At 68.6% G+C, this 19467-nt stretch carries 12 protein-coding genes and 1 pseudogene; 6 read left to right on the forward strand and 7 right to left on the reverse strand.

The features are described from left to right. Position 1 precedes the first annotated feature (1 nt). On the reverse strand, positions 2-1282 hold the full coding sequence (locus ACV7NN_RS13465) for a TetR/AcrR family transcriptional regulator (RefSeq protein WP_463350082.1): 1281 nt from the start codon (positions 1280-1282) through the stop codon (positions 2-4). A 117-nt stretch (positions 1283-1399) separates the two neighbouring features. Between ACV7NN_RS13465 and ACV7NN_RS13470 the strand changes: the two are divergent. Beyond that, positions 1400-3222, forward strand: a pseudogene (locus tag ACV7NN_RS13470) (glycoside hydrolase family 3 protein). A gap of 84 nt (positions 3223-3306) precedes the next feature. Here the strand turns inward: ACV7NN_RS13470 and ACV7NN_RS13475 are convergent. Continuing rightward, on the reverse strand, positions 3307-3897 hold the full coding sequence (locus ACV7NN_RS13475; protein ID WP_463350083.1) for a YdeI/OmpD-associated family protein: 591 nt from the start codon (positions 3895-3897) through the stop codon (positions 3307-3309). Between the two features lie 204 nt (positions 3898-4101). On the opposite strand from ACV7NN_RS13475, the gene ACV7NN_RS13480 reads away from it, so the two are divergent. Together ACV7NN_RS13480 and ACV7NN_RS13485 are read left to right on the forward strand one after the other, a co-directional pair. Further along, positions 4102-4566 carry a DapH/DapD/GlmU-related protein gene (locus ACV7NN_RS13480; RefSeq protein ID WP_463350084.1) on the forward strand — a complete coding sequence of 155 codons (465 nt, stop codon included), beginning with the start codon at positions 4102-4104 and terminating at the stop codon, positions 4564-4566. Between the two features lie 299 nt (positions 4567-4865). Then, the gene (locus ACV7NN_RS13485; RefSeq protein WP_463350085.1) at positions 4866-6968 is read left to right on the forward strand and encodes an acyl-CoA dehydrogenase family protein; all 2103 of its coding nucleotides are present in this window, start codon (positions 4866-4868) and stop codon (positions 6966-6968) included. Between the two features lie 90 nt (positions 6969-7058). Here ACV7NN_RS13485 and ACV7NN_RS13490 read toward each other — a convergent pair whose 3' ends face one another. After that, positions 7059-8042 carry a malate dehydrogenase gene (locus ACV7NN_RS13490; protein WP_463350086.1) on the reverse strand — a complete coding sequence of 328 codons (984 nt, stop codon included), beginning with the start codon at positions 8040-8042 and terminating at the stop codon, positions 7059-7061. Positions 8043-8076: 34 nt separating this feature from the next. On the opposite strand from ACV7NN_RS13490, the gene pip reads away from it, so the two are divergent. Together pip and ACV7NN_RS13500 are read left to right on the forward strand one after the other, a co-directional pair. After that, a complete protein-coding gene (pip, locus tag ACV7NN_RS13495) occupies positions 8077-9036 on the forward strand; it encodes a prolyl aminopeptidase (protein WP_463350087.1) in 960 nt (319 codons plus the stop codon). A 49-nt stretch (positions 9037-9085) separates the two neighbouring features. Next, positions 9086-10273, forward strand: a complete 1188-nt coding sequence (locus ACV7NN_RS13500; RefSeq protein ID WP_463350088.1) for an amidohydrolase — start codon at positions 9086-9088, stop codon at positions 10271-10273. An 8-nt stretch (positions 10274-10281) separates the two neighbouring features. On the opposite strand, the gene ACV7NN_RS13505 is transcribed toward ACV7NN_RS13500, so the two are convergent. The 3 genes from ACV7NN_RS13505 to ACV7NN_RS13515 form a co-directional block, all read right to left on the reverse strand. Continuing rightward, a complete protein-coding gene (locus tag ACV7NN_RS13505; RefSeq protein WP_463350089.1) occupies positions 10282-13914 on the reverse strand; it encodes a fibronectin type III domain-containing protein in 3633 nt (1210 codons plus the stop codon). A gap of 112 nt (positions 13915-14026) precedes the next feature. Beyond that, a complete protein-coding gene (locus tag ACV7NN_RS13510; protein ID WP_463350090.1) occupies positions 14027-14476 on the reverse strand; it encodes an adenylyltransferase/cytidyltransferase family protein in 450 nt (149 codons plus the stop codon). 80 nt (positions 14477-14556) lie between these two features. Then, positions 14557-15138 carry an arsenate reductase/protein-tyrosine-phosphatase family protein gene (locus ACV7NN_RS13515; protein ID WP_463350091.1) on the reverse strand — a complete coding sequence of 194 codons (582 nt, stop codon included), beginning with the start codon at positions 15136-15138 and terminating at the stop codon, positions 14557-14559. Positions 15139-15497: 359 nt separating this feature from the next. Between ACV7NN_RS13515 and ACV7NN_RS13520 the strand changes: the two genes are divergently transcribed. After that, positions 15498-18113 carry a right-handed parallel beta-helix repeat-containing protein gene (locus tag ACV7NN_RS13520; protein WP_463350092.1) on the forward strand — a complete coding sequence of 872 codons (2616 nt, stop codon included), beginning with the start codon at positions 15498-15500 and terminating at the stop codon, positions 18111-18113. Here ACV7NN_RS13520 and ACV7NN_RS13525 read toward each other — a convergent pair. Then, a complete protein-coding gene (locus ACV7NN_RS13525; protein ID WP_463350093.1) occupies positions 18095-19438 on the reverse strand; it encodes a lipopolysaccharide biosynthesis protein in 1344 nt (447 codons plus the stop codon). The two genes, ACV7NN_RS13520 and ACV7NN_RS13525, sit on opposite strands and share 19 nt — an antisense overlap. Positions 19439-19467: the final 29 nt, after the last annotated feature.

Genomic DNA, 19467 nt, shown 5'->3' on the forward strand with positions numbered 1-19467 from the left:
TTCAGCCGGTGATGACCTGCTCGAGGTGCCCGGCGAGCTGGGCGGCCACATCCACCGCGGCCGGGTCGTAGAGCCACTGCAGCTGCAGGCCGTCCCAGAGCGCGAGAAGCCAGGTCGCCTCGAATGCGGGGTCGGCGCCCGGCCGCAGCCGGCCATCCGCCTCCAATGCGGCGAACATCGCCGTGAAGTAGGCCCGTCCGCCGCGGAAACGGTCACGGAAGAACACGTGGCCCGGATGGTCGGGGGCGACCGACTCCGCAGACAGAACCGAATACAACTCGACGAGCCCGGGCTCGCGCGAATTCCGGCGAGCTCCCACGGTGAGCGCGGCCGCAAGATCGAGCGGAGCGACGGCGGGTGACGGCAGGCCGCCCGGCGCGCGCTCATCCCGGCGGCGCAGCACGGCGATGAGAAGGTTGTCCTTCGAGCCGAAATGGTGGAGCAGCGTCGCCTTCGAGATGCCGACGCGGTCCGCGATGTCGTGCAGGCTGGTGCCGCGGAAGCCGCCGGCCGCGAACAGGCGCATCGCCTCGTCCACGATCTCGTCGCGCCGCGCGCGCCCGACCGCGTAGCCGCGCGACCTGCCGAAACTGTCGGGTGCGTCCGGCTCGGTACCGACCTCACCGACGCCCTCCACGGGCAGCGCGCACGCGCGCCCGAGCGCCTCGAAGGTGGGCGGGGGAGCCCCCGTCAGCCACGCCAGATGCCCGCTGAGCAGCTCCGGAACCTCGATCACGGGGTCATAGAGCGACTGCAGCTGCAGGCCGTCCCATGCCGCCGCGACCCGGATTGCGTCATCGCGCGCTGAGATCTCCGCGGTTATCAGTCCCGCATCCGCCGCGCGCGCGACCTGCTCCGCCGCGCGTTCGCGAAACAGTTCGTAGCGGCGGGCGAAGCGCTCATGCGCGGGATGCGACGGGCTCGAGGCCTCGCCGGCCAGCGTCGCGAAGAGCTCCACGTAGCCGGGGACGCTCGCGTTGTGGCGAGCGAGTTCGACGAACATGAGAGGGCCTCCGGAGCCGAGAAGGCCCGCCTCCTCGACCCACGCTTCATTCGCGCGCTCGTGCCGGTCGAGCAATGCGAACAGGACCTCGTCGGTCGACGCGAAATGCCGGAGCAGGCCCGGATGCGAGATGCCGGCCCGGACGGCGAGCTCGCGCAACGAGACCCCGCTGAGCCCGACTTCGCGGGCGAGTGCATTGGCCGCGTCGAGGATCGCTTCGCGGCGGGCGAGCCCGTTGGCGTATCGACGCCGGCGAGCGACCGTGCCCGGTGAATCCACGGGGGCTCCCTCCACGGCGGCTCCAGCCACACTGACAGACAAATGTTACCACTCGGTTGATTTCTGACGTAGGCTACCGGCGAGCCGATGTTGACTCCCGGGAAAGGAACCCACCTCATGACAGAGTCGTCGAACACGATCACAACGTCCGACGCAGCCGTGATCGGCCCCGTCGACCCCACCTTCCGCGACGCCTCGCTTCCCGTCGAGCAGCGCGTGGAGAACCTGCTCGGGCAGATGACGCCCGAAGAGAAGGCCGGCCTCTTCTTCCAGACGATGATCACCATCGGCGAAGACGGCGCGCTCTCCGAAGGCGATGCCATGTTCGGCATCGCGCCGACGAGCGACATGGTCGAGGGACGCCACATGACGCACTTCAACGTCTTCGGCGCCGCAGCCAGCGCCACCCGGATGGCCGAATGGCACAACCGGCTCCAGGAGCTCGCCGCATCCACCCGCCTCGGCATCCCGGTGACGCTCTCCACGGACCCGCGACACTCGTTCAGCGAGAACCCGGGCACCGCGATGCTCGCCGGCCCGTTCTCGCAGTGGCCGGAGCCGCTCGGCCTCGCCGCGATCGGCGACGAGAAGCTCGTCGAGCAGTTCGGCGACATCGCCCGCCAGGAGTACACCGCGGTCGGCCTGCGCGTCGCGCTCCACCCGCAGATCGACCTCGCCACGGAGTCGCGCTGGGCCCGCCAGGTGGCGACGTTCGGTGAGGATGCCGAACTCACCTCGAAGCTCGGAGCCGCCTACATCCGCGGTTTCCAGGGCTCCGAGCTGGGCCCGGATTCTGTCGCCACGATGTCGAAGCACTTCCCCGGAGGCGGCCCGCAGAAGGACGGCGAGGACCCGCACTTCGAGTACGGCCGCGAACAGGTCTACCCCGGTCACAACTTCGAGTACCACCTGAAGCCGTTCGAGGCGGCGTTCGCGGCCGGCGGCAGCCAGATCATGCCCTACTACGGAATGCCGATCGGAACCGAGTACGAGGAGGTCGGTTTCGGCTTCAACAAGTCGGTCATCACCGGCCTGCTTCGCGAGCGCTACCACTTCGACGGAATCGTCTGCACCGACTGGGGCCTGCTCAGCGACGCCGACATCATGGGCCAGGCGTTCCCCGCGCGCGCGTGGGGTGTCGAGCACTTGTCGACCCGTGAGCGGATGGTGAAGGTCCTCGAGGCGGGCGCCGACCAGTTCGGCGGCGAATCCCTTACCGACCTGCTCGTCGACCTCGTCCGCAGCGGCGAGGTCACCGAGGAGCGCATCGACGAGTCAGCCCGGCGCCTGCTGCGAGAGAAGTTCGTACTCGGCCTGTTCGACCAGCCGTTCGTCGACGTCGAGCGCGCCGAGGCGGTCGTCGGCAACCCGGAGTTCCGTGCGGCGGGGGAGGCGGCGCAGCGCGCATCCTTCACCCTCCTGACCAACCGGGTCGTCGCAGGCGCCGGGACGCCGGTCCTGCCGCTGGCGCGCGGGATCAAGCTCTACCTGCATGGCGTCGACGCCGCGGTCGCCAGTGAATACGGGACCGTCGTCGAGACGCCTGAGGAGGCGGATTCGCCGTCGTGCGCATCGGTGCTCCGTTCGAGCAGCGTGCGACCTCCTTCGAGAACTTCTTCCACGCCGGATCGCTCGACTTCCCGCAGGAGAAGGTCGACGAGCTGCGGGCTCTCGCGGCGACCGTGCCGACCGTCGTGGACGTCTTCCTCGACCGGCCCGCCATCCTCACGCCGTTCGTCGACGACGTCGCGGCGATCGTCGGCGACTTCGGCGCCAGCTCAGCGGCTGTCCTCGACGTGCTGTTCGGCGTAGCGTCGCCGCAGGGTTCCCTGCCGATGGAGCTGCCGTCGTCGATGGATGCGGTGCGCGCGAGGCGTCCGGACGTCCCCTTCGACACGGCCGACCCGCTGTTCCCCTTCGGTCACGGTCTGAGGTACTAGCCTCACCGGAACCCCACCGGAACCGAACTCGAACGGTGAGGTGCGCATCCCCACGCACGGCGTGTTGGATGCACACCTCACCGTTCACCGTTTCTCGGGAGCAGCCTGCGGGTAGATGGTCTCGTGCCGGGAGAGCATGTCGACGTACTCGCCGACCTTGCGGGCACGCGTCTCTGCGCGCTTGACGTTCATGATCCGGAACAGGATCGAGTAGCGGTTCTGGCTCGACAGGGTGGCGAAGAAGGCCGCCGCCTCGGGGTTCGTCGCCAGCGCGGCCGCAAGGTCGTCGGGGATGTCCGCGGTCGATTGCGGTGCGTACGCCGACTCCCAGCGCCCGTCTGCTTTCGCCCGCTCGACCTCGGCCAGTCCGGCGGCCTTCATCGCTCCGGTCTCCGTCAACCGGTCGACGTGCTCGCGGTTGCGCACCGACCAGATGCTCGTCTTCGTGCGCGGCGTGAACAGCTGCAGGAAGCGGCTGTCGTCCAGTGAATTGCGGCGTCCGTCGATCCAGCCGTAGCAGAGCGCCACGTCGAGGAACTCGCCGTAGGCCGCCGTTCCGCCGGCGCTCTTCTTCAGGATGGCGAGGCGGACGCCGTCGGTGTCGGCGTGGTGCGCATCGAGCCAGGCCGCCCATTCGGCGACGGTGTCCACGTACAGGATCTCCCGCTCATCCATGCCGCCCCCTTGCGCCGTGTCGGTTCCGCGAGTACTGAATGTGTCTTCACCCGAGTATCCCAGTCACCACCGACGCGCCATCCGCGCACCCAAGCAACTCGCAGCCGACGAGCAAGCGAACCACAGCCGGATCAGGGAATCTTAAAGGGTCAACGTGTGTTTACCACGTTGTAGTAGATCGTCTCGAACTCGAAGGAGGATGGCATGGCACGAATGATCGAAGAGCTCGAGGATGAGACCGGCGCCATCATCAAGTACAAGAGGCACGCCAACGGGCGCGGCCTCGTCTCGCCGTCGGCACGCGTTGCCGAGTCGGCTTTCGTCGACGCGACCGCGTACGTGGAAGCGCACGCGCGTGTCGGCCTCGACAGCTGGATCGGCGCTGGCAGCTGGATCGACAAAGGAGCGACCGTCGGTGACCGCACATTCGTGGGATCGAACGTGCACATCGGCGAAGGATGCGTCGTCGGCAGCGGCGTCCGCATCGGAAGCAACACCAAGATCGGCGCGGATGCGATGGTCGGCAACGGCGTCCGCGTCGAGCGCGACCAGCTGGTCGCACCCGGCGCGGTGATGGAGCTCAAGGGAGCAGCGAAGGCGCGGGCGGCGAAGGCTGCACGGGCGGCAGTCGCCCACAGCGAGTCCCTGCGCACGCGGCGAGCCGCCTAACAGCGCAGCTCCCGCCCGACGCGGCGCCCCCGAAGGGTGCGAGATGTGGTCTCCGAACGTTCGGAATGCCACTTCTCGCACCTTTCGCTGCATCCGGGTGCTCACCCGAGGGCCGCGAGCCGTATCGACCTCGCGCCTTTGTGGAGTCAAGCAGAGGATCGGGTGGCACAACTGTGGCTTTCCCACAGTGCTGTCGGCGAGCATCCGCACCCGTTTTGTAGGCGGTGCACCGACGACTTCGCGTTGGACGAGCCCCGACATACGGTGGACGAAGACTGCTCGAGACCGAAGAGGAACTCATGGTTGACACCATCACGCGCACCCCCGCCAAGGCCGACGCCGGCATCGAACCCGCTGCCAGTACCACCCCGGAACAGATCGGATCGGCGGCCACGCGCGTCGACGTCGAGAAGCTCGGACGCCAGCTGCTCGGCACCTGGGCGGAGGCCCGTCTGTCGTCGCGAGCGCTCGCCAGCCGCCCCGAGATGCAGAAGGTCGAAGGGCTCAGCCTCGCAGACCAGCGGGCGCGCACCTTCGAGCAGCTGAAGCTCCTGGTCGAGAACGGGCAGGTGCACCGCGCGTTCCCGAAGAGCGTCGGTGGCCGGGAGGACAATGGCGGTAACATCGCCGGCTTCGAGGAGCTGGTCGCGGCCGACCCGTCGCTCCAGATCAAGTCCGGGGTGCAGTGGGGCCTGTTCGGTTCCGCCGTCATGCAGCTCGGCACCGAGTACCACCACAAGAAGTACCTGCCCGGCATCATGAGCCTCGAGGTGCCCGGCGCGTTCGCGATGACGGAGACCGGTCACGGATCGGATGTCGCGAGTGTCGGCACGACGGCGACCTACGACCCGGAGACGCAGGAGTTCGTCATCAACACCCCGTTCCGCGCTGCCTGGAAGGACTACCTCGGCAATGCGGCCAACGACGGCAGGGCCGCCGTGGTGTTCGCGCAGCTGATCACGAAGGGCGTCACCCATGGCGTGCACGCGTTCTACGTGCCGATCCGCGACGCCGACGGCGAGTTCCTGCCGGGCATCGGCGGTGAGGACGACGGCCTCAAGGGCGGCCTGAACGGCATCGACAACGGCCGGCTCCACTTCAGCGGCGTGCGCATCCCCCGCACCGACCTGCTCAACAAGTACGGCGACGTCGCCGAGGACGGCACGTACACGTCGTCCATCGACAGCCCGGGGCGCCGGTTCTTCACCATGCTCGGCACCCTGGTGCAGGGGCGTGTGTCGCTCGACGGGTCGGCTGTGGCCGCGGCGAAGATCGGCCTCAAGATCGCGATCACCTACGGCAGCCAGCGCCGCCAGTTCACGGCAGGCAGCGACACCGACGAAGAGGTCATCCTCGACTACCAGAGGCACCAGCGCCGGCTCTTCCCGCTGCTGGCGACGACGTACGCCGCGAGCTTCGCACACGAGGTGTTCCTGCAGAAGTTCGACGACGTGTTCAGCGGGCGAGCGGACACGGATGCCGACCGCCAGGACCTCGAGACCATCGCGGCCGCGCTGAAGCCGCTCTCGACATGGCACGCCCTCGACACCCTGCAGGAGTGCCGCGAGGCCTGCGGCGGTGCAGGCTTCCTGACCGAGAACCGGCTCACCTCGCTGCGCTCGGACCTCGACGTGTACGTCACCTTCGAAGGCGACAACAACGTCCTGCTCCAGCTCGTCGCGAAGCGGCTCCTCACCGACTTCAGCCGCAAGTTCGCCAAGGCGGACGCCGGTGCGCTCGCCCGGTACGTCGTGACCCAGGCCGCCGGTCGCGCCTACCACGGCACTGGCCTGCGCAGCGTGGCCCAGACGGTGAAGGACTTCGGCTCGACCGCACGCTCGGTCAACTGGCTGCAGGAGCCGGCCACCCAGCGCGAACTGCTCACCGGCCGGGTGGCGACCATGGTCTCAGAGATCGCGGGGCGCCTGCGTTCGGCGGACAAACTGCCGAAGAAGGCCGCGGCCGACCTGTTCAATTCGCAGCAGAACGAGCTGATCGAAGCCGCGCGCGCCCATGCCGAGCTTCTCCAGTGGGAGGCGTTCACGGATGCTCTCGAGCAGGCACCCGACTCCGGCACGCGGCAGGTGCTCACCTGGCTGCGCGACCTGTTCGGGTTCGGGCTGATCGAGAAGCACCTCGCCTGGTACGTCATCCACGGCCGGTTGGCGCCGCAGCGGGCCCAGGCGGTGACCGCCTACATCGACCGGCTGATCACGCGCATCCGCCCGCACGCCGTCGACCTCGTCGACGCGTTCGGCTACGGGCCGGAGCTGGTGCGTGCGAAGATCGCGAGCGGGGCGGAGGCCGAGCGCCAGGACGAGGCGCGGGCGTACTACGCGGAGCTGCGCGCATCCGGCGACGCGCCCGTCGAGGAGAAGTCGCTCAAGACGAAGAAGCGCTAGCGGGTGCGCGTTAGGCCCATGTTCTGAACAGGCGCACAGGATGCAACCTGTGCGCCTGTTCAGTACGTGTGCGCCGACTCAGACGCGCTGTCAGATGAGGCCGAGGGCGCGCACCGCCTCGCGCTCCTCCACGAGCTCGGCGACGGATGCGTCGATGCGGCCCCGCGAGAACGCGTCGATCCCGAGGCCGGGCACGATCTCCCACTCGCCGCCGGCCGACCGCACCGGGTACGACGAGATCAGTCCCTCGGGCACCCCGTACGAGCCGTCGGAGACGACTCCGGCCGAGGTCCAGCGCTCGCCCGTTCCGTTGACCCAGTCGTGCACGTGGTCGATCGCCGCGCTCGCCGCCGAGGCCGCGCTCGAGGACCCGCGCACCTCGATGATCTCCGCACCGCGTTTCGCGACCCGCGGGATGAACTCGTTCGCCAGCCAGGCCTCGTCGACGAGGTCGGTCACCGGCTCCCCGTTCACCGTCGCGTGGCTGATGTCCGGATACTGGCTGGCCGAGTGGTTGCCCCATATGATCACGCCGTCGATGGCGGAGACCCGCACCTGGAGCTTGGCCGCCAGCTGTGCGACCGCCCGGTTGTGGTCGAGCCGCGTCATCGCCGTGAACCGCGACGCCGGGACGTCGGGGGCGTGCGCGCTGGCGATGAGCGCGTTCGTGTTGGCCGGGTTGCCCACGACCAGCACGCGGACGTCGGATGCGGCGCCCGCGTTGATCGCCTCGCCCTGCGGACCGAAGATGCGCCCGTTGGCCTCCAGGAGGTCCGCGCGTTCCATGCCGGCGCTGCGGGGTCTGGCACCGACCAGCAGTGCGATGTTCACAGCGTCGAAGGCCGTCCGCGCGTCTTCGGTCACGGTCACGCTGTGGACGAGCGGAAAAGCCCCGTCCTCGAGTTCGAGCGCCGTGCCCTCGGCGGCCGCCCGGCCCTGGGGGATCTCGAGCAGGCGGAGGTTGACGGGTGTGTCCCGTCCGAGCAGCTGGCCGGATGCGGCGCGGAACAGCAGGGCGTAACCGATCTGCCCCCCGGCTCCCGTAACGGTGACGTTGACTGGTGTGGTGCTCATCCGTCCAGCCTATGACTGGCCCTATGCTCTGGCCATGCGAACCTTCTATCCCGAGATCGAGCCATACGACTCCGGCCTTCTCGACGTCGGTGACGGGCAGCAGGTGTACTGGGAGACCAGCGGCAACCCGGACGGCAAGCCGGTCGTGTTCCTGCACGGAGGACCGGGCGGCGGGACCAACCCGAACCAGCGCCGCCTGTTCGACCCGGAGAAGTACCGCATCCTCCTCTTCGATCAGCGCGGCTGCGGCAAGAGTCTGCCGCACGCCAGCGACCCGGAGGCGGACCTCAGCGCGAACACGACCTGGCATCTCGTCGCCGATATGGAGCGCCTGCGCGAACAGCTCGGTGTGGAGAAGTGGCAGGTCTTCGGCGGGTCCTGGGGGAGCACGCTCGCCCTCGCCTACGCCGAGACCCATCCCGAGCGGGTGACCGAGCTCATCCTCCGCGGCATCTTCACGCTGAGGGTCGCCGAGCTGGAATGGTTCTACGAAGGTGGTGCCGCAGCACTCTTCCCCGACCTGTGGGAGGGGTTCCTGGAACCTGTGCCCGTGGTCGATCGCGGCCACCTCATCCGTGCCTACAGCCGCCTGCTGAACGATCCGGACCCTGCCGTGCACGGCCCCGCGGCGGTGGCCTGGTCGCGCTGGGAGTCGTCGACCATCACCCTGCGGCCCCGGCCGGAGCTGGTCGAGGAATTCACCGAGGAGACGTACGCGGTGGCGTTCGCGCGCATCGAGAACCACTACTTCACGCACGGCGGGTGGTTCGAGGAAGGGCAGCTGATCCGCAACGCCGGCAAGCTGGCGGGCATCCCGGGCGTGATCGTGCAGGGTCGCTACGACGTGTGCACGCCGCCGATGACCGCCTGGGACCTGCACAAGGCGTGGCCGGAAGCCGACCTGCGGATGATCGACGATGCCGGGCACGCGTTCGACGAGCCGGGCATCCTCCACGCGCTGATCAAGGCGACGGACCGCTTCGCCGACAAGTAGGGCCGCCGTAGCATTTCCTGTGGAGACGGTTCCGAACAGGAGGTGGCGGATGCCCGAGACGGTGCTCAGGAACGTCCGGCCCTGGGGCGGTCCGGCCGTCGACGTACGCATGGCGGTCGGGCGCATCACCTCCCTCTCCCCGCACGATGACGATCCGCGCGCGTTCACCGGCGCACCGGACACCGAATTTCTCGACGGCCGCGGGCTCCTCGCGCTCCCCGGCTTCATCAACGCGCACGCGCACCTCGACAAGAGCTGGCTGGGCCTCCCGTGGGTGTCGTACGGCGGCGAGGCGACGACGCAGGGGCGCATCGACCACGAGCGGGCGCACCGGGACGAGCTGGGCATCCCGAGCCGCGAGCGGACCACCGCGATCCTGCGGAAGATGGTCGCGCAGGGAACCACGGCGTTCCGCTCGCATGTCGATGTCGACCTCGGGGTCGGGCTCGACGGCATCCAGTGCGTGCGAGATGCGGTCGCGGGGATGGGCCTGCCGCTCGGGCTGGAGATCGTCGCGTTCCCGCAGGACGGCGTGCTCCGGCGTCCCGGCGTGCTGGACCTGCTCGACCGCGCGGCGGCGGAAGGCGCGGACCACGTCGGCGGCCTCGATCCCGCATCCATCGACCGCGACCCCGTCGGTCAGCTCAACGCGCTCTTCGGGATCGCCGACCGGCGCGGGGTGGGCCTCGACATCCACCTGCACGACGGTGGAGAGCTCGGGGCCTTCCAGTTCGAGCTGATCGTCGAGCGCACGCGGGCGCTCGGGCTGGCGGGCCGCGTGAACATCGCCCACGGTTTCGCGATCGGCGACGTGGCGCCCGCCCGGCAAAGGGCGTTGATCGAGGCGGTCGCGGGTGCCGGGATCACGATCACGACGGTCGCGCCGGTGAACGCGCCGCGACTCCCGCTGACCGGGTTGCGGGATGCGGGCGTGCCCGTCGGTCTCGGAACCGACGGCATCCGCGACCTGTGGGGGCCGTACGGTGACGGCGACATGCTGCGGCTCGCGACGCGGCTGGCGCAGCTCGCCGGGTGGCGGCGCGACGGAGACCTGGAGGCCGCGGTGCGGATCGCGAGCAGCTCGGCCGCCGGGTTCGTCGGGCGACCGGTTCAGGACCTCGTGGTCGGGGCGGTGGCGGATGTCGTGCTGGTCGATGCGGCGACCGTGCAGGAGGCGCTCGTCGAGGCGCCGGCACGCGCGCTGGTGGTCGCCGGCGGGGTGGTCGTCGTGGACTGACCGCCCGCTCAGCCTGCGAAGACGGAGCAGTCGTCGTAGGTGACGGTGCCGCTGGCGGAGGTCTGGTTGGCGGAGTAGATCTGGGGGATCATCCGTTCGCCGTTGGCGAGGGCGGTCGAGCTGACGGAGATCTGGGTCCACACGCCGGGGGTGAGTTTGCTGATGAGGGTCGACTGGAGCAGGGTGTGCGCGGTGAAGGCCTGGTTGTACTCGATGAACTGGATCTTCATGTTGAGGTTCGCGTTGGAGGCGAGGACCCAGCAGGAGGCGGTGTAGCTTTTGCCGGCGACGCTGTTGGCGACGACGGTGTTCTGGGTCATGCCGACCTGGTTGTAGGTGGCGCTGGACGAGGTGATCTGGAGGGCGTGGGTGCCCGAGTGCACCGGCGTCGACACGGTGGCGAAGTTGCCGATGATGAACGGTTTCCAGCCGCCCATCCCGGCCTCGAAACCGGGATCCGGCAACAGCTCCTGCTTTGCGGAGACCGGAGCCGACGGTGCTGACGGCGCGCTCGTCCCGGCGCTGTTGGTCGCAGTGACGGTGAAGGTGTAGGTCGTCCCGTTGGTCAGTCCGATCACCATCAGCGGACTTGACGGCCCGGTGGCGCTGAACCCTCCGGGGCTCGAGGTGACGGTGTAGCCCGTGATCGGGGCGCCTCCGTCACTGGCCGGCGGCGTGAAGGAGACCACGGCCATCCCGGTCCCACCGGTGGCGGTGACGTTCTGCGGCGCCGACGGAGCGACCGGCACGATGACCGGCGCCGGCACGACAGTGTTGGATGCGGCAGATGGTGCGCTCGTTCCGGCACTGTTCGTCGCGGTGACGGTGAGGGTATAGCTCGTCCCGTTCGTCAGCCCGCTCACGACGATCGGGCTTGCGGTACCGGTCGCCGTGATCCCGCCCGGTGCCGACGTGACCGTGTACTGCTGGATGGGGGCGCCCCCGGTCGACGACGGAGGAGTGAACGTGACGGACGCGGTGCCGTCCCCGGCGGTCGCCGTACCGATGGTCGGCGCCCCGGGAGCGGTCGGCGCGGGGGTGGCGGCCGCGAGCGCGGACGGCACACCGGTGCCCTGCGCATTGACGGCCGACACTTGGAAGTCGTAGCTCGTGCCGTCCGTCAATCCCGTCACCGTCGCGCTGGTCGCGGGCGTCGCGGGCGTCGGGAATGTCGTCCAGTCGGCCGCCCCGGACAGGCTGTACTGCACGACGTAGTTCGTGATCGGCGATCCGTTCGCCGAGGGGGCGGTCCACGTGAGGGCGACCGAGCTCTCGCCGCCGGTGGCGGTGAGAGCCGTGGGAGTCCCGGGCGGACCGGCCGGCGTCACGCTGTTGCTCGCGGCGGAGGCGGTCCCGACCCCAGCGCTGTTGGTCGCCGTCGCAGTGAACGTGTACGCGGTCCCGTTCGTCAGGCCGGTCAACACAGCGGGGCTCGCGGTGGTGTTGACCGATGCACCACCCGGGCTGGCGGTGACCGTGTAGCCGGTGACCGGTGCGCCTCCGTTCGAGGCCGGTGCGCCGAACGAGACCGTCGCGGTCCCGTTGCCGCCGACCGCGGTGACCGCGGTGGGCGCACTGGGCGGGACGACGGGAGGCGCGGTCACGCCGGCGGTGACGGAGCAGTCGTCGTAGATGATGGTGCCGCTGGCGGAGGTCTGGTTGGCGGAGTAGATCTGGGGGATCATCCGTTCGCCGTTGGCGAGGGCGGTCGAGCTGACGGAGATCTGGGTCCACACGCCGGGGGTGAGTTTGCTGATGAGGGTCGACTGGAGCAGGGTGTGCGCGGTGAAGGCCTGGTTGTACTCGATGAACTGGATCTTCATGTTGAGGTTCGCGTTGGAGGCGAGGACCCAGCAGGAGGCGGTGTAGCTTTTGCCGGCGACGCTGTTGGCGACGACGGTGTTCTGGGTCATGCCGACCTGGTTGTAGGTGGCGCTGGACGAGGTGATCTGGAGGGCGTGGGTGCCCGAGTGCACCGGCGTCGACACGGTGGCGAAGTTGCCGATGATGAACGGTTTCCAGCCGCCCATCCCGGCCTCAAACCCAGGATCCGGCAACAGCTCGGGTGGCGGACCCGTTCCGGCCGTCGGTGTGCCGGTCGCGACGGCGCTGGGCGCGCCCGTGCCGACGGAGTTCACCGCACTGACCTGGACGTCGTAGCCCGTTCCGTTCGTGAGACCGGTGATCGTCGCCGTCGTCGCGTTCGAGTTCTGGTCGGGCACGGTCTGCCAGGTGCTCTGGCCGGTCACTCGATCCTGGACGACGTAGTCCGTGATCGGCGAGCCGCCCGTCGAGCCCGGGGCCGTCCAGGACAGGCCGAGCTGTCCGTTCCCTGCGGTGACGACGATGCCGCTCGGCGCTCCTGGAACGGTCGGAGGCGGCGGAGCCCCGTTCGGCATCAGGTTGAACGGGTTCGGATTCGCGGTGGTGCCGTTCACGATGTCCGGCGTCGAGGAGTCCGCTGCGTGCCCGAGGAGGGCCGGTAGCCCGAGGATGCGCTCGGTCGCCGCGAGCAGGCCGAACTGGTTCATGTACGACCCGTACGTGTAGCTCGGAACATAGCGCCCCATGATCCAGGTCTGCACCTGGCACGACGTGGCCAGCGCACTGATGTTCGGGTCGGCGCAGTTCTCGCCGACTGTGCCCTCGCCGGGGATGTTCCCGACGATCGTGCCCTCATCGAACGTGACCATCACGACGAGGTTGCCGCTCTGGTAGTCGGAGCCGCTCTGGATCATCGACAGGAAGCTCGCGAGGTAGTTGTCGATGTTCGCGATCTGACTGTGGCCTCCCGCGATCGTCACACCTCCGACCGCGACCGGGTCGTGCCCGTTCTCGATCTCGTTCGGCACGACGAAGCTGAATGCGGGAAGGCTCCCGCCCGCCACATCCGAGTACAGGGTGCCCTGCTGGTTGGGCCAGTCACCGGAGGGGATGTCGTTGGCAGCGCACGCGATCCCGTCCCAGAACACGCCCGGGTTGTGCTTGGTCACGTACTTCGAATAGGTCGTGGATGCGGTGCGAGCGTAGACGCCGCCGTCGTTCTTGGAGCAGGCGGACGGCATGTCGTCGGCGTAGGTCTTCCAGCCGGCGGTCCCGATGGTCTGTTCGACCTGGGAGAAGAGGGACGGCGTGGTGCTGGGGAAGTGACCGCTGCCGTAGGTGCTGCAGACCGGCCAGGTCGCGTCGGGTGGACAGTCGGAGAGCCCGAACCGGGCCTGCGCGTCTGCGCCCGCGTTGATCGCCGGGTTGAGGCCGGAGACTTCGGCGAAGTAGTTCCCTTCGGACGGGTGGGTGGTGCTGTGCATGGCAGTCGCCGAGAAGTTCCCGCACTGCCGGGCCAGTGTCCCGTTCTCGAACGGTGCGTCCGGTGACCCGCTGATCGCCGACGACGATTCGTTCTCGAGATCGATCACCATGACTTTCGTCGGTCCGGATGCGGGCTGAGTGGCCTGCGGACCCTGGCAGTAGGTTCCGGACGGCAGGGGCGCGGCGACGGCGGCCGGGCGGAGTCCGGTCGACGACTGGGCGATCGCCGGAAGGCTCCCGCCGAAACCGAGCACAGCGCCTGCGGTCAGCGTCAGCGCGGCCACGAGCGCGCGCGGCACGCGTGGGTTTTCGGGCTTTCGGGTGGCAGCCACCCCTCAATGTACCGCCGCACTGTCGCGGCCGTCCATAGAAAATGAGACAAACTCGACTGCGGAGGCCCTTGAAGGGGTCGAGGGAGGGGTGGGGCGCGGCGGGCGCCCGGGGTCAGGCCTGCGCGGAGCGCGGCGACGCCGTCGAAGCGAGAGCGTCGATGGCACGACGCAGGACCGTGCTCGAGGTGGTCATCGTGTACGGAAAGTACACGACCTCGACGCCGACGGCCGCGAATTCGCGTTCGAGCCGCATCCCCTTCTCCGTTCCGCGCCAGTCGTCACCCTTGAAGAAGACGTCGAAGCGGAGCGCGCGCCACGTCTCGAGTTTGTCGGGCACCGTCTCGGCGATCGCCTCGTCGACGAAATCGATGCTGCTGACGATCGCCAGGCGCTCGGCGAGCGGTACCACGGGGTCGATGCCTTTGGTGAGGCGCAGCATCTCGTCGGAGACGACGCCGGCGATCAGGTAATCGCACTCGCTCTTCGCGTGTTTGAGGATGTTGAGGTGTCCGATGTGGAACAGATCGAACGCTCCTGCCGCATAGCCGACTCGTCGGGTCACGGGCCCACCTTCCCGGTTGAGATTTCCTCACCTATTCTGGTACTTAAGTGAGAATTTGTCACCCCTTAGGAGGCAACCGGTCATCTCGTCGTGAGGAGTACCTGCGAAATTGCGGCCGTGAGGGGTGCGATCCGAGCCAGGGAAGCGGCATAGGCGGCGTCGCCGCGGCCGTAGGGGTCGGGGATGTCGCCCTCGGCGTGTCCGCGTCGTGTCACGGATCCGCGACTCGCCGCCAGCGCGCTCGGCCGGTGGTGCGCCACCCACGCGACGAGCTCTCGCGCAGTGAGGGACGCGGGATCGGGATGCCCGGCCGCGGCCTCGGCGAACTCGGCCAGCGTGAAGGCGCGGCGCAGAGCGCGGGGTTCGTGCGTGGTCACCCAGGCGCGCTGCTCGCGCGTGGCCGTGAGGATGAGATCCGACGCAGCGAGCAACGCAGGCGTCGCCTGCCGGGCCACGAAACCCCCACTGCGGATGCCGCGCTCCAGAAGCAGCGCGCCCATCGGCGCAGAGATCGTCGAGCCGGTCATCGCGCGCGTCCCCGCCGAGCCCGTCGCGAAGCGCGTGTCGGCGGCGAGCTTCGCGTGCAGCAGAGCGGCTGCCGCCGGCGATCGGCAGATGTTGCCGGTGCACACCACCAGGATGTGAAAGCTCGAGTCGGGCATCCCGCTATTCTGGCCGACGCGGCTGCGCGCGAGCCATTCCAAACTGCGAGCAGCCTGAGAGTTTCGGCGTGGACATCGGCGCGGCGGAACGCCCCTCTGATAGGGGGACGCGAAATACTGTGCGTCAGGTAACAATTAACCGAATCACTGGTTACCAGCGGTTTTCGTGATGGCACTGCCCCCGAATTGGGGGCGGAATCGTTATTGAGAATCCCTTGACATTCGATAAACTAATTAGTTTGAGTTCGCGTCATAACCTGAACCTCTGCTAGCGTCGCCTGCAGAAATTCAGTAGTTGTTTTGGTCTCACCTCCTACTGTCACCCCCCGATACGACGACAGCATTGGACAGACACGCATATGGCACGTCAGCCCGCTCACCGCCTACCCCCGACCCCCACTCATCGTTCTAAGAAATCGCGCAAACTCGGAATCGGCATAGCTGCCGGTACGACGGTCGTCGCGCTCGCCGCCCTCGGCCTCCCGGCCCTCGCTGCGACAGCGGCCCCCGCCTACGCGAACGACAAGCAGATCGTCTCCGACGCCTTCACGCGGACCCAGCAGAACGGCTGGGGCGCCGCCACGATCGGCGGCGCGTACTCCGTGACGAGCCCGAAGTCCTTCTCGGCCAATGGTTCCGTCGGCGTCGCCGCCGTTCCGAGTCCCGGAGCCTCGCTGAGCGCATCCCTCCCCTCCGCCGCCGCGACGGATGCCGACGTCTCGACCACCGTCTCGGTGCCGGCCCTTCCCACCGCTGGGAACGGCGTCTTCGCCGGCGTGCAGCTGCGGAGCGCCAACGGCTCCTATTACCAGGCGCGATTCCGTGTCAACACGAAGGCGCAGGTCGTCCTGTCGATCATCCGCGTCAACGGTTCCACCGCCAACCAGGCCACGATCGCCGGCGAGAAGATCGTCGCACAGGGCGCGACCGCAGGCCAGAAGGTCACGATCGACTTCCGCGTGACCGGCACCAGCACTGTGGACGCCAGCGCCAAGGCCTGGTTCGCCTCGCAGGCCACGCCGGCCTGGCAGCTGACGGCAACCGATTCGAGCGCGAGCCGACTGGCCGGCTCCGGCGCAGTCGGACTCTGGACCTACGTATCGGCGAAGAGCAGCGCGGTTCCCGTGTCCTTCGACAACGTCACGGCCTACTCGCTGAAGCAGGTGGCCGCAGGTACGCCGACGCCGCCGGCGACGACTACGCCGACGCCGAAGCCCACCCCGACCCCGGCCCCGACGACCCCGGCCGCCCCGACGACGCCCGTCACCCCGACACAGCCCGTCACGCCGCCGGCCACGCCGACTGTGCCGACTGCGGGCGACCCCTCGATCAACATGGCAGGCACGCGCAAGGCGACCGGAGCCGCGGCGATCGGTTCGACGAGCTACGCCGTTCCGGCAGGAGCGGTCTTCGCCGCACCGAGCGGATCGGACACCACCGGGAACGGAAGCCAGTCCTCGCCGTACAAGACCCTCCAGCACGCGGTCGACAAGGCACCCGCCGGTGGCACGGTCGTGCTTCGCGCCGGCAGCTACCACGAGTCGGTGACCATCAGCAAGCAGCTCACCGTGCAGGCATACCCGCACGAGGCCGTCTGGCTCGACGGCACCGAGGCGGTCAGCAACTGGCAGCAGTCCGGCGCCGCCTGGGCCGCGACCGGCTGGAACCACGTGTTCGATTCGAGCCCCACGTTCAGCCGTGGCGCGCCGGACAGCACCGTCGCCAACTGGCAGTGGATCAACCCGGCGTACCCGATGGCCGCGCACCCCGACCAGCTCTGGATCGGCGGAGTCGCCCAGCAGCAGGTGGCCGGCCGCAGCCAGGTGGCCGCGGGAACCTTCTACTACGACACCGCAGCGCACACGCTCTACACGGGGACCAACCCCGCCGGCAAGTCGGTGCGCGCCAGCTCGCTGGTCAAGGCGATCAGCATCGGAAGCGCCGGAGTGACGCTCCGTGGCTTCGGAGTCAAGGGCTACGCGCCGTCCGTTCCCGACATGGGCGCGGTGACCGACTGGAAGGGCAACTTCACGGTCGAGAACGTCGCGATCCTCGACAACGCGACCGGGGGCATGTCGATCGGTGGATCGAACGTCACCCTGCGCAACGTCACCTCGGCCCGCAACGGGCTGCTGGGTGTCCAGGCGAACTCCGCGGACAACCTGTACGTGTCCGGTCTGCTCGTCGCGGGCAACAACGCCGAGCACTTCAACTCCTCGCCCGTCTCGGGTGGAATCAAGGTGACCCGGTCACGCGGCGTGACGGTGACGAACAGTGCCGCACTGCGCAACTTCGGCCAGGGCATCTGGATGGACGAGTCGACGTACAACACGACGATCACGAACAACGACACCGTCGGCAACGACAAGAACGGCATCGTGCTCGAGATCTCCGCGAAGACGCTCATCGCGAACAACGTCGCGACCGGCAACGGCAACGACGGCATCAAGATCGACAACGTCAGCGACGTGAACATCTGGAACAACACGCTGACCGGTAACGCGAAGAACCTCGAGATCGGGGCTGACTCCCGTCGGGCCTCCAACCCGAATGACGCCGGTCATGACCCGAGGCAGGCATTCCCCGACCCGACGATGACCTGGATCACTGGCCCGGTCACCGTCAGGAACAACGTGATGTCCGCACCGACGGCCAACTGCCTGTTCTGCAACGCGGACGCTGCGCACCTTCTCTCGGGCGCGCAGATGAGGATCAACTCCGACCACAACGTCTACGCGCGGCCGAGCGCCACGGCTCCGACGTGGTTCGCCACGTGGTCGAACGGACCGGGAAACCCCTCGGTCTACAACACCCTCGCTCCGTTCACGGCGGCCACGGGACAGGAAGCGCACAGCGTCCTGGTCCAGGGTGCTTCCGGCCAGGGCCAGCCCGCCTCGATCGCTCAAGCGATCCCTGCGACCGTCGCACAGGCGACGGGCCGGCCGACAGGAGAGGTTCACCTCGGCGCCTGGTAGACCTCGTGCCCTTGCGCGACCTCGCTCCGCTGATCTTCACGTCGGCGGGCGAGGTCGCGTTGCACGTACCAGAAGTTCGGGATGGCCTGGCACAGCAGGACGCTGATCGCTGATCCGATGATCGGGCCGCCCGCTCCGAAGGGGGTGATGAGCCACCACGAGAGTGCGAGATTGATCGGAACGCTCACGAGGATCGGCCACACCTGGAACGTGAGCCCGCGCTTGTCGGTGAGGTACATCCCCGCGGGATACTTCGCCGCCTGAAGGGCGACGAACGCCACGAAGCCGCCGACCAGCCACGGGTCGAGGGTGAGCTGACCGCCCGCGATGAAGTGGGTGATCCACGGCGCCAGTGCTGCGAGCACCAGGCTGAGGGCGAGGCCGCCGGCGGCGAACCAGATGGTGGGGAGCAATGGCGACTCGACGCGCTTCTCGGCGCGCGCCTTCGCGTAGATCGGCCAGAAGGCGAGACCGGCGGCGGCGATGGTCGCCAGCACCAGACCGAAGAGCTGCGATGCGAGGTTGTACTGGGCGAGCTCGGTGCCGTGCGTGAGGTGGCTGAGCAGCAGGCGATCGGTCTGCATCGCGATCGGGAGCGCGATCATCTGCACCAGCATGGGCCACGCGACACCGATGGCAGGCACCCCGGGGGACCTGCGGATGTGGGGAACCTGACGCAGCGCCTGCGTCACCTGGGGGCGCAGGAGGCGGGCCGCGACGATGAGGCACAGCAGGGATGCCGCGCCGTTCGCGATGTAGGAGAGGACGGCGATCAGGCTTCCAGCGGGCGCTCCGACCGCGACGAGGGTCGCGAGCGACAGGAACATGATCGGGGCGACGATCGCCTGGCTCGCCACCTGCGTGGAGGTGCGGCCGAGGCCGATGAGGATGCGCGACCCGATGGTCAGCGGCAGCACGAGACCGAAGGTGGCCAGGCAGAGGAACGCCGCAAGGCTGCCCCCGTTCGGCATCAGACCCTGGCCGAGCAGCAGTGGCCACCAGCCGCCCACGGAGATGACGATGCCGATCCCGATGATGATGGCCCCGGATGCGATCAGGATGCGGAAGGCCGTGAGGATCGCGCGCTGCACGTATTCGTCGCTTCGTGGCTCCCGCGATCCGGCGACGGCGTTGATCACGACGGCGGCGATGCCCAGGTCGGCGAATGGCAGGAGTGCGGGCAGCGCGGCGAGCAGCCCGTACTGCGCGTAGGCGTCGGTGCCGAAGTTCTGGATGATGAGGCGCGCGTTGAAGATTCCGATCAGCCCGGAGATTCCCATCACCACGACTTTTACTGCGGCCGTGGAGCCGACGAGGTGGATCATCCCGCCGCGCCTGAAGAGGCGACGGCCAC

Source organism: Leifsonia sp. Ger2509, from assembly GCF_055231915.1.

What these genes read in the sequence shown, in the direction of transcription:
- ACV7NN_RS13475 (WP_463350083.1), bottom strand. Translation starts at nt 3,897, where the DNA reads ATGGATGAGCGGGAGATCCTGTACGTGGACACCGTCGCCGAATGGGCG.
- ACV7NN_RS13480 (WP_463350084.1), top strand. Translation starts at nt 4,102, where the DNA reads ATGGCACGAATGATCGAAGAGCTCGAGGATGAGACCGGCGCCATCATC.
- ACV7NN_RS13485 (WP_463350085.1), top strand. Translation starts at nt 4,866, where the DNA reads ATGGTTGACACCATCACGCGCACCCCCGCCAAGGCCGACGCCGGCATC.
- ACV7NN_RS13490 (WP_463350086.1), bottom strand. Translation starts at nt 8,042, where the DNA reads ATGAGCACCACACCAGTCAACGTCACCGTTACGGGAGCCGGGGGGCAG.
- pip (WP_463350087.1), top strand. Translation starts at nt 8,077, where the DNA reads ATGCGAACCTTCTATCCCGAGATCGAGCCATACGACTCCGGCCTTCTC.
- ACV7NN_RS13500 (WP_463350088.1), top strand. Translation starts at nt 9,086, where the DNA reads ATGCCCGAGACGGTGCTCAGGAACGTCCGGCCCTGGGGCGGTCCGGCC.
- ACV7NN_RS13515 (WP_463350091.1), bottom strand. Translation starts at nt 15,138, where the DNA reads ATGCCCGACTCGAGCTTTCACATCCTGGTGGTGTGCACCGGCAACATC.
- ACV7NN_RS13520 (WP_463350092.1), top strand. Translation starts at nt 15,498, where the DNA reads ATGGCACGTCAGCCCGCTCACCGCCTACCCCCGACCCCCACTCATCGT.
- ACV7NN_RS13525 (WP_463350093.1), bottom strand. Translation starts at nt 19,438, where the DNA reads ATGATCCACCTCGTCGGCTCCACGGCCGCAGTAAAAGTCGTGGTGATG.